10 protein-coding genes are annotated in these 13237 nt (G+C 66.8%); 2 read left to right on the top strand and 8 right to left on the bottom strand.

What is annotated here, in order from left to right; translation table 11 throughout:
* Positions 1-38 precede the first annotated feature (38 nt).
* From ACQR1X_RS04200 to ACQR1X_RS04165, 8 genes are all read right to left on the bottom strand, one after another.
* Positions 39-1229 (bottom strand): ATP-grasp domain-containing protein, encoded by a 1191-nt coding sequence (locus ACQR1X_RS04200; RefSeq protein WP_434893862.1) that lies wholly within the window; start codon positions 1227-1229, stop codon positions 39-41.
* 52 nt (positions 1230-1281) lie between these two features.
* Positions 1282-2910, bottom strand: coding sequence for a hypothetical protein (locus ACQR1X_RS04195; protein ID WP_434898396.1), 1629 nt, complete (start codon positions 2908-2910; stop codon positions 1282-1284).
* Between the two features lie 11 nt (positions 2911-2921).
* Positions 2922-3728, bottom strand: a complete 807-nt coding sequence (locus ACQR1X_RS04190) for a hypothetical protein (RefSeq protein ID WP_315804314.1) — start codon at positions 3726-3728, stop codon at positions 2922-2924.
* 93 nt (positions 3729-3821) lie between these two features.
* Positions 3822-5693 carry a flagellar protein gene (locus ACQR1X_RS04185; RefSeq protein ID WP_434883452.1) on the bottom strand — a complete coding sequence of 624 codons (1872 nt, stop codon included), beginning with the start codon at positions 5691-5693 and terminating at the stop codon, positions 3822-3824.
* Positions 5694-5708: 15 nt separating this feature from the next.
* A complete protein-coding gene (gene flgK, locus ACQR1X_RS04180; protein WP_316182989.1) occupies positions 5709-7571 on the bottom strand; it encodes a flagellar hook-associated protein FlgK in 1863 nt (620 codons plus the stop codon).
* A 44-nt stretch (positions 7572-7615) separates the two neighbouring features.
* Positions 7616-9421 carry a flagellar hook-basal body complex protein gene (locus tag ACQR1X_RS04175; protein WP_316182988.1) on the bottom strand — a complete coding sequence of 602 codons (1806 nt, stop codon included), beginning with the start codon at positions 9419-9421 and terminating at the stop codon, positions 7616-7618.
* A 296-nt stretch (positions 9422-9717) separates the two neighbouring features.
* Positions 9718-10221: a peptide-methionine (R)-S-oxide reductase MsrB gene (gene msrB / locus ACQR1X_RS04170; protein ID WP_316182987.1), complete on the bottom strand. Its 504-nt coding sequence runs from the start codon at positions 10219-10221 to the stop codon at positions 9718-9720.
* A gap of 97 nt (positions 10222-10318) precedes the next feature.
* Positions 10319-11749: an NAD(P)/FAD-dependent oxidoreductase gene (locus tag ACQR1X_RS04165; protein WP_315804319.1), complete on the bottom strand. Its 1431-nt coding sequence runs from the start codon at positions 11747-11749 to the stop codon at positions 10319-10321.
* A 105-nt stretch (positions 11750-11854) separates the two neighbouring features.
* Here ACQR1X_RS04165 and ACQR1X_RS04160 point away from each other — a divergent pair, with 105 nt between their 5' ends.
* Together ACQR1X_RS04160 and ACQR1X_RS04155 are read left to right on the top strand one after the other, a co-directional pair.
* A complete protein-coding gene (locus ACQR1X_RS04160; RefSeq protein WP_315804320.1) occupies positions 11855-12397 on the top strand; it encodes a SixA phosphatase family protein in 543 nt (180 codons plus the stop codon).
* Positions 12398-12448: 51 nt separating this feature from the next.
* Positions 12449-12874 carry a universal stress protein gene (locus ACQR1X_RS04155; protein WP_284420907.1) on the top strand — a complete coding sequence of 142 codons (426 nt, stop codon included), beginning with the start codon at positions 12449-12451 and terminating at the stop codon, positions 12872-12874.
* Positions 12875-13237: the final 363 nt, after the last annotated feature.

Genomic DNA, 13237 nt, shown 5'->3' with positions numbered 1-13237 from the left:
CGCCGTCCGCGACGCGGGATCGATGCGCAGCCCGGCGGTCACGCCGCCTGCTCCGCCCGAGACGCGGCGCGCTTCTCGATCATGGCCGCGAAGGCCGCGAAGATCTTCTGCATCTGCGGCGGCTTGTAGGGGAAGATCTCCGGCGAATCCATGTTGTGGACGACGGCCGTATTGTCGGCCTCGAACACTAGCAGCGCGCCGTCCCTGGTCTCGGCGCAATCGATGATGAAATAGTCGAGGCCGACGCGCGCAGCGATCGCATCGAGCACGCTCCGATGGCGGCGGCCGAAGCCGATATCGAAGGTCTGCATGAAGGTCGCCTCTTCGAGGCGCTTGCTCTCGCTGCCGGCCATGTTGGCGTTGAGGTACCAGATGTCCCAGCGCCGCGCGATCGCCATGTGGCAGGCGTAGGCCGTGCCGTCGACGAACACGATGCGGTACTTGCGGAACTGGCCGTCCTCGCTGGCATAGTCGACGAAGCGCGAGACGAAGAACTCCTGCTCGTCGCGCTCGTCGAGATAGAGCGACAGCTCGAGCGGCTCGTCGATCTTCTCGAGGCCGACGCCGGCATGCGAGCCGCGCGGCCGCACGATGACCGGGAAGGCGAGCGAGTGGTCGACGTCGGTGATCCATTCGCGCTCGTCGGCGATCTCGATCAGGCGCTCGCGGTCGACGGGGATTGTCGCCGGAATGGTGAGTCCGTCGATGCAGGCCAGCAGCGCATGCAGCTTGTCGCGGTCGAGATGCCAGATCCGCTCCGGCGGATTGAGCAGCGGACGCGGCCAGCGCGCCGCGACGGCATCGATCTCGCGCAGCGCGTGCTGGCAATCCTCGGAATCGGAGGCGATGACGATGGCGACGTCATGGGCCGGCAGCGGTGCCAGCAGGTTCGCGCCTGGAACGACGTAGAGCAGCAGCAGCTCGAAGTCGGTATCCTCGAGCAGGAACTCGATCGGCGTGTTGCTGCCCATGTCGGTGGCCGCAGCGAGCGCGAGCACGCGCAGGCGCGGCGTCTCGCTCTTGCAGCGCACGCGATAGAGCTGCTGCGACTGCAGCACGTCGTGCTGGATTGCAAGCCCGGACGATTTCTCGCCGATGAGCTGCGCGATCAGCGCCAGGTCGAGCCCCTCGCCCGGCTCCGCGCGGCCGTCGAGCAGCTTGGCGAGCAAGGCGGCCCACATCGGTTTCAGGTCCTGGCCGTCGAAGGCGGCCTTGGCGAGCTTGGCCATGCCGACCCGGTCGGCACATCCTGCGCCGGTGGCGTCGGCCAGCGCGAGCAAATCAGTCGGCATTGCAGATGTCCCTGAGATCCTGGCTGCTCAGATCCGATACGAGCAGCTCTGTTTTGGCAACGATGTCGGCGACGCGGTCGATGTCGGATTCGAGATTGACCCGGGCGGCGGTGACGTCGTCACACCATGCGTCCGTCACCTGGCGCGCCCCGATGCACAGCCGCAGCGCGGCCGTCGGCGCCTCGCCCGCGCGTTCGATCCGCACCGGCTGGCCGATCAGGCACTGGCGCGCGGCAACCTCGGCCGCTCGCCCGGTGAAGCGGCTGCCTAGATCGCGCTGCAGCGCGCGATATACCGCCTGCGTCTCACCGAGGCCGAGCGCGCCGCCGTCACGCTGGAGCGCGAACGGGAAGATGGTGGGAAAGCCGAACGCGCCATCGCTCGCATCCGGCGCAGGCGCGCGGGCGGCGATCGGACGCAGCGCCGGCGACAGCATCAGCAGGCTTTCGATGGACTCGCCGAGCTGCCGGATCGCCATCCGGCGGAACGGCTCGGGCACGGCGTGATATGCGGCGATCTCCGCCAGCGCGGCTTCCCAGCGCAGCCATTGGCCGATATTGGCGCGCGGCGCCGTGCGCGCGCGCAGATCCGTCCAGGCGAGCGGCCAATCGCTGCGATTGACATAGTCGAACAGGCCGGGCGCGATCGGATGTCCGCAGCGCAGCGCAGCCGCTGCGGCCGCGGGCACCAGCAGGGCGCCGCTGAAGGCGGGTCCGCCGAAGAACTTCGCGCCCGTGACGAGCACCAGATGGCCGCGATCGAGATGGGCGCGCAGCCGCGCCGTGCCGAGCCGCATCTGGCAGGCATCGACGACGACCTGCACGCGCCCCGGCCAGCGCCGCGCCACCTCGTCCAGGCAGGCCATGTCCGGCGCGCGCCAGCCGAGCTTGGAGGACTCCATGACCTGCAGCAGGACGCTACGGCCCTTCCGCGCCAGCGCCTCGACGCTGTCGAGCACCTCGGCATCGATATCGCCGCGCGGCTGCATCGATGCGCCGTCGAGCAGCGGCAGCGACACGGCGTCGCCCGAGAGCCCCTCGATCGGCGTGTTCGTCCGCACCGCCAGGCCGTTCGCCGTCCGCGTGCTGAAATGGTGTCCCCGGGCGCTCGCGGCAGTGCCGCTTCCGGTCTGGTCGCTGCCGACGACGATGCTCGTGACGCTCTCGCCGAGCATCGCCCGCACCAGCGCCAGCGCATGCAGTTGCGAGTCGGTGCCGGACGGCGAGAACACGATGTCGATGTCGTCGGCAAGGCCGAGATGTCCGCGCAGTTCGCAGCGCATCTCCTCGGTGCGCCGGTCGAGCGCGGCGTCGAGGCCGAGCGAGATCGCCGCATGCATCAGTTGCTCGCGCGCCAGCTCGACGCGCGCATAGGCGCGTTCCGAAATCGGCGACGCCGTGCTCGATGCGAAGCACAGCACATCGGGTTCGGGCGACGGCCCGCAGCCATAGACGTTGCGGCCCCAGGGGCGATCGAGCGCCAGGCGGGCGTCGCCGCCATCGATCAGGAGATCGCCGAGCAGGGCAAACAGATCACGCAGTCCGGCCGCGACGCCCTGCTCGCGCCGGTCGATGCGGGATGGCTGGGAGATCTGCGACCGGGTTGCCGCCGGGGTCATGGTACGGATCGTCAGGCTGCGTCAGCCGCAGCAGCGGTCGGAACCGCCACCGCCGAGGCGAATTGCGAGGCGACATTGCCATGGAAGACGGACGGACCGACGTGATCGAGCCGGCTGTCGAGATCGGCCCAGATCTCGCCGCCGAGATCGGTCCATCGTCTGCAGAACGCGAAATCCTCGCTGAGATAGGTGCCGGTCGCCGGATCGATCATGCATTCGAACAGCGCGAAGCGGTTCGGGCTGCCGGCCAGCGCATCCTGCGAATGCTCGCGGAAGAACTGCAGCGGCGCGTAGGCCGGATGCGCGATCATCGCCTCGATGACGCGGCGGCGGATCATCAGGAAGCCGGTGCCGGCATAGCGCACGCGGGTAAAGCCGTTGACCACCGCGACGTGGTCCGGATTGTCAATCTCCAGCACGTAGTCGAGCGACGCCGCCGGCACGTCCATCCGGTTGTCGTTGATGGCGCGGCGCGCCTTGCTCCAGTTGACCTTCTTGACCGGATAGACACCGGCGACCATGTCGCCGCCGGACTCGATCAGCCGGAAGACCTGCCTGGGCGTAAAGCCGATGTCGGCATCGACGAACAGCAGATGGGTTGCTGTGGGATCATTGAGGAACAGGGTGACGAGATTGGCCCTCGCCCGGGTGATCAGCGCATCACCGTCGCGCATGTGGACGGTGAGGCCGACGTTGGAGGTGGCGCGCAACTCGCGCTGCAGGGCGAAGATCGAGCTCGCATAGATGCTCGACACCTGACCGCCGAAGCATGGTGTCGCGACCACCAGATGAATGCGCTCGTCGGTTCCGTCACTCACGTTCCGCCTCCAGACAAAGAGGCTCTCGCCCCAGATCTGAACAAAAGCTAAAGAGACGTGGTTAACGAAAACCTAACCGCCGTCCCCGGGGCGCTACAGATATTTCACCAGCGTCAACTGGGCGAGCATCGCCGTCGTCTGGTAGGACGCCTGGAGGTTGGTCTGGAGCTGCAGGATCTGGCTCGCCACCTCCTGCTGCGAGATGCCCTCGGTCTGGTCGACCATGGCCTGCATTGCCGCCTTGGCCTGGGTCTGGCGCGCCGTGGCGTCCTTCATCGTGGTCTGGGCGTTGGCGAACTCGGTCTGGATGTCCGAGATCGCCTGCTGGCCGAGCTGCGGCGTCAGGTTGGCGGCGATGCGCTGGCTGAGCGCGCCGATCTGCTGCGGGGCATTCGCACCCGCCGGCGGCGTGTTGACGGCGGCATAGACCGCGGTCTGCTGCACGAGGTTGCGGATCGCATACTCGTTGCCCTGGGCGCCGAACTGAATGCTCTGCGCCGTGTCGATCCGGATGGTCGCGCTCGACCGCGCCGAGCCGGGACCGCTGTTGCCGGTGTACCAGGCGACGGTGTTGGCCGAACCGTTGACGAGGCTGGTCGCCGACCCCAGCGGCGAGCCGGAGACGCGCAACGGCGGCGTCGGCGCCGTCACGGTGCCGGAGAAGCCGAGCGCCCCGAACGCACCCGCGTTCGAGCTCGACACCGAGAAGCTGGCGGCGTCGTCGGTGCGCAAGGTGATCACGCCGCCGCTGACCGTCGACGGCGTCGACGTGCCGCTGAGCGTATCGATCTTCGACAGCAGCGTCTGCACGCTGTCGCCGACATTGATCTGGTTGTTGCCGTTGGCGCCGGAGGCGACGAAGGTCAGCGTCTGTCCGTTGACGGTGATGGTGTCGCCGGTTGCAAAGCTGGTCGCGATCGAGTCGGAGCCCGCACCGCCCGACAGCAGCGTCGCTCCGGTGATCGGAGCCGGCGTTGCGAGCTTGTTGTTGACCACGGTGCCCGACACGGAGCTCGCCGTGTTGAAGAAGTTGTCACCGGCGACGACCGCCGAGGCGGCGGTCAGCGAGGTGTTGGCCAGCGTCGACAGCGCCGTGTTGAGCGCCGCGTTGAGATTGGCGGAGGTGGCCGCGGGCGTGGCACCGATGGCGAACGTATTGGTCGGCGCCGGCGTCGTGGTGGACGCCGTCAGCTTGATCGATTCCGAGGTGCCGTCGGGCAGCTTGAAGGTGAAGCTGATCTGGTCGCCCGCATTCGGATTGCCGGCGGTGAGATCGACCGAGATGCCCGCGGGCGAGCCGGACGGTCCGGTCACCGTGGCGTTGGTCAGCGACGACGTCACCCCGCTCAGCTTGAAGCCGAACGGCGAGCCGGCGACGTCCTCCGCCAGCGTGATCGGCATGGTGGCCGACGCCGACAGGTTGAGACGCCCGAGACCGTTGAGCCCGAGATCCGCCTGCTGCCGCTCGGCGATGACCTGCTTGAGCCCGGCCTGCGTTGTGGTGCCGTTCAGGATGTCATCGGCCGATGCGATCGCCGGCCGGTCGGTGGCGCTGCCGGAGAAAATGTAGCGGTCGCCGACCTGCGTGTTGAGGATGCCGGTGATCGCCGACAGGTTGGACAGCGCCGTCAATTGTCCCGTGGTCTGGCCAGTGCTGGTCAGGTTCTGTGGTGTCGCCGAGGCGCCACTCTGGACCTGGTCATGAATCTTGGACAGCGATTGCAGCGAGGTATTGACCGCGCCGATCACGGTATTGACGTGGGTCATCGTCAGCGTGAACGCCGAGATGTTCGACAGCTGCGCCCGCGCCGCGATCGCGAACCCCTCGTCGGGCCCCATGCCGGCGTAGTTGTTCGCCTTGACGCCGCTCGAGAGCTGCGTGGAAAGGTCCGCGAGCTGGCTCGTGATGTTCCGCACGGACAGGCCGAGCAGAGAGCTTCCGTAATTGACACTGCTGATGGTCATCTTACACGCGCCTCACTAAAACGCCTGGAGCAGGCTCTGCATCATGCTTTGCACGACCGACATGATATGGGCGTTTGCCGCATAGGTGTTCTGGACCTGGATCAGGTTGGACATCTCGCTGTCCATGTTGACCCCCGCGGTGCCCTGGAACTTCTCCTTCAGCGTGCTGACCACGACGGCCTGGCCCTGGCTGAGCTGGGTCGCCAGCGTCGACGCACTGCCCTGCTGGCTGACGAATTGCTGCAGATAGCCGGACACCGTGCCCTGGAACGGCTGCGCCGCCGAGCCGAGGCCGGTGGTCGGCGAGTAGCTGAAGGTCGCCGAGGTGAGCTGCGCGAACAGGAAGTCCGGCCGCGTCGAGTCGCCGGCCGCGGTCTGCGGCGAGGTCGAATAGGTCGACAGCTTGGTCGGATCGTTGAGCAGCGCCGGGTTGACGTTGAGCCGCCCGGCGAGCCCCGTCATCTGCGAGCCGGTCGAGGTGATTGCGCCGGTGTAGAGCGCGCCGCCGTCGGTGAACACCGGGAGCTGCGCATTGCCGCTGGCAAGCGTCTGCGTCGTGGTGGTGGCCGAGGCCGCCTTGACGGTCGCCTGGCTGGTGCCGTCGTCGGTGATCCGCAGCGTGCTGCCGGAGGGATTGGAGAACTGCAGATGCGCCGACCCGAGCGCGCTGTTGAGCTGCGACACCACCGAGGCCATGCCGAGCGAGAAGTCGACGCCGACATAGGACGGGTTGGCGCCGGTGGCATTCTGCAGCGGCAGCGCAGCGGGATCGTTGACGTTGACGACCTTGATCTGACGCTGGACGTTGCTCGAGTCCGTGTAGGTCAGGTTGATGGTGTTGCCCGCCAGCAGCCCTGATGTCGAGACGTCAAAGCCGGCCGGCGGACCGGTCACCGCGGTGCCCGCCGTGGTCTTGTCGGACAGTGCCGAAGCCATCGTCGCCGCGAGCTGGTCGACCTGGGTCTGGGCCTGCACCAGGGTCTGGTCGCGCAGCTTGAGGTCGGCTGCGATCTGGCCCGAGTTCAGGAGATTGTTCGACACGACGTCGAGCGACACGCCGTTCGACAGCTTGATGTTGAGCTGGCCGACGCCGGTCTTGGTCGGATCGCTGTTGTAGAGCGAGGTGGCGTCGAGCGTCCCCGGCGAAGAGAAGGTGAACTCCGAGCTGAGGCCCGCGCCGACCAGCTGGATGCCCGAATTGGTGAATATGCTCGTGCCGTTGGTCGGGTCGGACACGACGCGGATATCGACATATTTGGCGAGCGTGTTGATCGCGTTGTCGCGCTGATCCTGCAGGGTCGCCGCCAGCGGGTCCGAGCTGTCGAGGCCCTGCAGCTGCGTGTTGAGCGTCGCAATCTGCTTGATCGCCGCGTTGGCCTGCGTGACCGAATTGCCGATGTCCTGCTCGACATTGCTGCGCAGGGTCTGGATGCCCTTGGTGGTCGCGTTGAGCTGCAGCGCCACGCCCTGCGCCGCCGACAGCGCCACCGATTGCGCCGACTGGTTGCTCGGATTGTTCGACAGCGACTGCAGCGCCGTGGTGAAATTGTTCAGCGCCGTCTCGAGCGTGCCGCTGCCGCCGGGCGTACCGTACACGGTCTGCAGCTGGCTCAGGATGTTGGCCATCTGATTGGCGTAGGTCCCGCCCGAGGTCTCGGTGCGGAGCTGGTTCTGGACGAACAGATCGAGCTGACGGTTGACGCCGGTCGTCGTCACCGTCGAGCCGAAGCCGCCGCTGGCGACCTCGATCTGGTTTGGGTTCTGCGCGACGTAGCCGGGGGTGTTCGCGTTGGCGACGTTCGACGAGATGATCGAGAGCGCGGCCTGCGTCGAACGCAGGCCGGACATCGCGGTGGCGAGGGCAGAACTCAAACCCATGTGCGGTAGCCTTATGTCAATTCAACTGCCACGTCTCAGCGCGATCAGCGCAGCACGTTCAGAAGATCCTGCACCATCGAATTGGCCGTCGTGATCACCTTGGTGTTGGCCGAATAGGCCTGCTGGGTCACGATCAGCTTGGTGAACTCGTCGGCGATGTCGGTGTTCGAGCCTTCCAGCGAGCCGCCCGAGATCTTGCCGGTCGCGCCGATGATGGCCTGGCCGGACTGATCGGTCGCCTCATAGGCGCCGCCGTCGAGCGCCTTCAGGTAATTGGTGCCGTTGAAATGCGACAGCGTCACCTGCGCCAGGTTGATGGTCTGGCCGTTGGAGAAGGTGCCGGTGACGACGCCGCTGTTGTTGACGGCGACCGACTGCAACTGACCGGCGGCGAAGCCGTTCTGATTGATCTGGTTGATGGTCGCCGAGCCGATCGTGCTCGCATATTGCGTCAGCGCGCCCGAGGAGATGTTGAGGCTGACGGTACCGAGCGTGGTGCCGTCGACCACGACGTTGGGGATGGAGATGTTGGAGGTCGTCGGCGACACCAGCGAGCCGTCGGAGGCGAACTGGAAGTTGGTGCCGACGTTCTGCCACGCCACGGTCGAGCCGGTCGCGTTCGAGTCGGTCTGGTAGAACAGGTTCCAGGTGTCCTTGTGGCCGGTGCCGAGCGTCGCGCTGTCGACCTTGCCCCAGCGCAACTGCACGTTCACCGGCGTGCCCGACGAGTTGTAGGCCGTGACCGCGCCGCCAGAGATCGTCTCGTTGTTGAAGTTGGTGAGATCGTTGCCGATCACGATGCCGGTGCCGGGACTCGCCGTGCGCGTCAGTGCCACCGGTGACGTGAGGCCGAGCGCGGTGAAACCCGGGGACGCGCTGCTCATGGTCCAGTCCTCGCCGCTGCCGGAATGCAGCGTGATCTTGCCGGCGGTGATGGTGGGCGTCACGCCGGTGACGGCCGCGATCTTCGCCATCAGCGTGCCGACGGAGTCGCCGACGTTGATCTGGGTGCCCGAGGCGCCGGAGGCGACGAAAGTGAAGGTGATGACGTCGCCCGCGCTGCCGGTCATGGTGATCGTGTCGCCGGTGGCAAAGTTGCTCGTGATCGAATCGGTGGCCGCACCACCCGACAGCAGCGTCGACGTGGTGATGTTCGCCGCGTTCTTGTTGACCGCCGTACCGCCGGTGACGGTGGAGTCGGCGTAGAAGTTGGTGCCCACCGGCAGCGGCACGTTGGAGAGGTCGGCCGAGTTGAGGCCGCCGGCCGCGACCAGGGTGCCGGTCGCGGCATTGCCGCTCGCGGCGGTCTTCGGCTGCGTCGGCAGGTTGGCGGCGTACTGGATTGCGGTGGTCGCCTGCGCCGGCACGAAATTGTTGGCGAATTGCAGCACGGTCGGCACGTTGCCGGTGGCGTTGCCGGTCTTCGGATCGACCGCGACGCCCATCAGGTAATAGCCGGCGCCGTTGATCAGGTTGCCGTTGGCGTTGAGCTGGAAGTCGCCGCGCCGGGTGTAGTTGGTGACGCCAGTGAAGACCGGCACGTTGTCGACGACCGAGGAGGCCTTCTGCACGTTGAAGAAGCCGTCGCCGTTGATCGCCATGTTGGTGGCGACCGAGGACGTCGAGACGGTGCCCTGGGTGGTGATGGTGGCCTTGGCGAAGGCGGTGACGCCGCCGGCATTCTGGCGCGTCGGGTTGGTCGCGTTGGGGATGAGGTCTTCGAAGCTGGTGCCGATGCCCTTGTAGCCGACGGTCGACGCGTTCGCGATGTTACCGGAAATGTTCTGCAGCGCGAATGATTGAGCGGACAGACCGCTCACCGAAGTGTTCATCGCGTCGAAGATACCCATACCAATCTCTCCACTGTGATGCCGGTGACGGGTCGGCCCGCACCGCGTTTCGTGGAGAGCTGTCGCAATCGCTGTGCCAGATGCGAAAATACTGTGAAATCAGCGGGTTGAAAAACAACAACGTCAAAAAACCAGCGTCAAAACTGGTGAACAATTGCCGAGCCGGCAGTTCTTGCCGGGCCGGACACGCCAAATCGCGCTCCGGCGCGGCCGCTCGTCACGGCTGACGGCGCGTCCTCAAGACCCCCATCTGAGCCTTGAACGGACGAGCCGGAATATCCGGGCGCAGATTCCCGTCAGGTCGACGACGGATTTGCCGGGTGGAACGTGAGCGACAGCCCGTCCATGCAGTAGCGCAGGCCGGTCGGCTTGGGGCCATCGTCGAACACGTGGCCGAGATGGCCGCCGCAACGGCGGCAATGCACCTCGGTGCGGACCATGCCGTAGGTCTTGTCCTGGCGGGTCGCCACGGCATTGTCGAGCGGCTTGAAGAAGCTCGGCCAGCCGGTGCCGCTGTCGAACTTGGTGTCGGAGGAGAACAGCGGCAGGTCGCAGCCGGCGCAGGCGAAGGTACCCTTGCGATGCTCCTTCAGCAGCGGGCTGGTCCAGGGCCGCTCGGTGCCCTCCTCGCGTAGGATCTCGTATTGCTGCGGCGTCAGTTGCGCGCGCCACTCGGCCTCGGTTTTCTCGACCTCGAACTTCTCGGCGGCGCGGGCCGGCGCGGAACCGCCGAGCCAGCGCAGGGCGGCGAAGCCGAACAGTCCGGCGGCGGTGGTCAACATCAGGCGGCGGTCGATCATGGCGGTCTCCGTACGGCGATGGGTTACCGGATCTACGGATGGGATCCCGCGAAGTTACGTCGGGCGCGGGCGCGGCGGCTCACTTTCTTGCGAGGTGTCAGCCCTCCCCGGCGTCGGGATGGCGGTTCAGATCGGATGGCTGCGGCCGCAGCGGCAGCCGCGAGCCGGGCCGCTCGGCCGCCCGGCGCCGCGCTTCGGCCGCCCGGATCTCGCGCATGCGCTCCTGCGCACGCACGCGCTCGCGGTGTCGCGCCAGCGTCCCGGCGGCGGCGGAGCGGCCGCGGACCCAGAGATTGACGACATGCCCGGCAACCCGGCCGCTGACGCCGCCGGCCCAGACCAGTTCGAACGGCGAGAACAGCTTCCAGCGGTCGTCGCCGGCGAGGATCGCCTGGGCGATCAGCTGTCCGGCCATCGCCGAAGTGTTGAGCCCCTGCCGGCCGAAGCCGCTCGCGACCCACAGGCCTTTGCGGAGCTGGCCGATCTGCGGCATGCCGTGCACGGTCTGGCCGGTGACGCCGCCGAAGGTGTCGGCGATCTCGACCCGGCCGAGCTGCGGAAACACCGTCCGGATCCGGCGCTGCAGCGCCGCGGCAAATCCGCTGGGCCGCGCGTCCCAGGTCGTCTCCGGGCTCGCCCACATCAGCCGGTCACCGTCGACGATACGGAAATGATCGATGCCGTCGGTGTCGCTGACCGATCCCTGGAAGGAAATCGCCTCGGCGAGGCGCTCGCCGAGCGGCGCGGTGACGCCGCCATAGCGCCACACCGGCAGCAGCGTATCGGACAGCTTCTGCAGCGGCGCGCCGAGATGGATGTTGCCGGCCAGCACGATGTGCGAGGCGCGCATCCGCGCCGACGGCGTCACGATGCGCTTGCGCACGCCCGACGCATCGATGCTGACCACCGGCGTGTCCTCGAAGATCCGCGCCCCGGCCTTGTGCGCGAGCCGCGCCAGCGCGTGAACGTACCTGCGGCCGTCGAGCTGGAACGCCTTGGGATAATGGACGCCGTGGAAGTAGCGGTCGGTCTTGAGCTCGGTCCTGACGCGCTCGACCTGCCAGCCCTCGACCTCGGTGTCGAAATCCTCGTGCAGCATCTGCAGGCGGCGGATCAAGGCGTCGCCGGCGTCGACATTGGAGACTTCGAGCGCGCCCTCGCTGAGCCCGATGCCCGGCATCGCTGCCTCGGTGGCCTGGGCGCGGATGAACTCGGCACCGGACCAGGACAACGCCCATAGCGCCCGGGCATGCGCGAGCCCGACGCGCTCGATCAGATCCGGCAGCGGCAGGTCGAACCCAGGCATCACCGTGCCGATCATGTGGCCGGATGCGTTCCACCCGACCTGGCGGCCTTCCAGCACCGCGACGCTCGCCCCCTGCCGGGCCGCGCACAATGCCACCGTCAAGCCGGCCAATCCCGCCCCGACCACGCAGACGTCGACGTCGAGGTCGAAATTCAGCCTGGTGCGGCCGTGTGCACCTGCGGCATCCGCGTCATCGTTCACGCTTGTGGAAGTCTCGCTCATGGCGTTTTCTTAGCGAACCCTGCGCCGGACGTCATGACGCTTTTAATGGCGACAAAGAGACGTGGTACAGCCGGACCCAGCCTGAACGATTCGAGACGGAATTCCATGCGCCGATTGATGCTGCTGCGCCACGCCAAGACCGAGACTGACGCGCCGACCGGCCGCGACCAGGACCGCCGTCTCGACGAGCGCGGGCACCAGGATGCCGCCATGATCGGCGATTTCATCGCCAGCCACCCGCCGGTGCCGGAGCTGGTGCTGGTCTCGACCGCGGTCCGGGCACAGCAGACCTGGGACCTCGCGCTTGCGGCGATGAAGGACCGTGTCCCGGCCCCGCAGGTCGAGACCGTTCCCGGGCTCTACGGCGCCGAGCCGATGCAGATGCTGCATCACATCCGCCTCGCGGCAGTGCACGATCCGAAGCAGCTCCTGCTCGTCGGGCACAATCCCGGAATGCACGAGCTCGCGCTGGCGCTGACCGGCGGGGGCGATTCAGAGGCCCGCCACGAGCTGATGCGCAACATGCCGACCGCGGGTTTGGCGGTGCTCGATTTCGACACCGACGATTGGGGCGACGTCAGCTTCACCCGCGGCCGTCTCCTGAGATTCGTCACGCCCAAGCTGCTCAAGCATGGCTCGGTCGATTGACAGGCAGGTCCGGTCCGGCGCGTAATCCCGGCGGACAGAGGAGGACCTTCGATGTTCAACTCGATTCTGGTGCCGATCGATCTGGCCGACACCGACCTCGCCAAGCCCGCCATCGCCACCGCGGCCACGTTGGCACAGACCTGGAGCGGCACGGTGCATCTGCTCAACGTCATGCCGATGACGCCGGTGATGCTCGCCGAATACGTCCCGGCCGATTTCGACGCGCAGCAGCGCGAGACCGCCGAGGAAGCGCTGTCGATCGTGGCGCGCGAATCCGGCATCCCGGCGGAGCGCATCAGCTATACGGTGCGCCAGGGCGGCATCTATCACGAGATCCTCGAGGAGGCAGCCAAGGTCAAGGCCGACCTGATCGTAATGACCTCGCACCGCCCGGCGATGCGGACCTACTTCCTCGGCAGCAATGCCGGCCACGTCGTGCGCTACGCCAAGTGCTCGGTGCTCGTGGTGAGGCCGTAAGACGCGGCCCGTCCGACGCATCCTGCGCGTGGACCAATTTCCACTTCGTGGTCATTGCCATTGCATTGGCGTTTCTCGATCATATTGCCCGACCGAAGCGCCGACTGAGGACACCGTCATGAGATGGCCTCTGCCTTATCCAAGGGCTGGTGACGTATTGGGTATCCTATTCATCGTCGCGCTGCTTTGCCTTCTCGTTTCTGGCTTCTACTGGTTTCCCAATCCTAATCCGAATACCGGATTTGGTCCGGACTGGGATTGCACTCCTGTCCCCAATGGCCAACCGATCTGCATCAAAAAGATAGGTCAGTGAACGCAGTCCGCTGACGGAATGAACCACGCGGTTGTCCGAATGCCCCCGAT

Origin of the sequence: Bradyrhizobium sp. HKCCYLRH3073, from assembly GCF_051167995.1 — a bacterium.
Taxonomy (GTDB): domain Bacteria; phylum Pseudomonadota; class Alphaproteobacteria; order Rhizobiales; family Xanthobacteraceae; genus Bradyrhizobium.
This window is presented reverse-complemented; position numbering and strand designations above follow the sequence as displayed.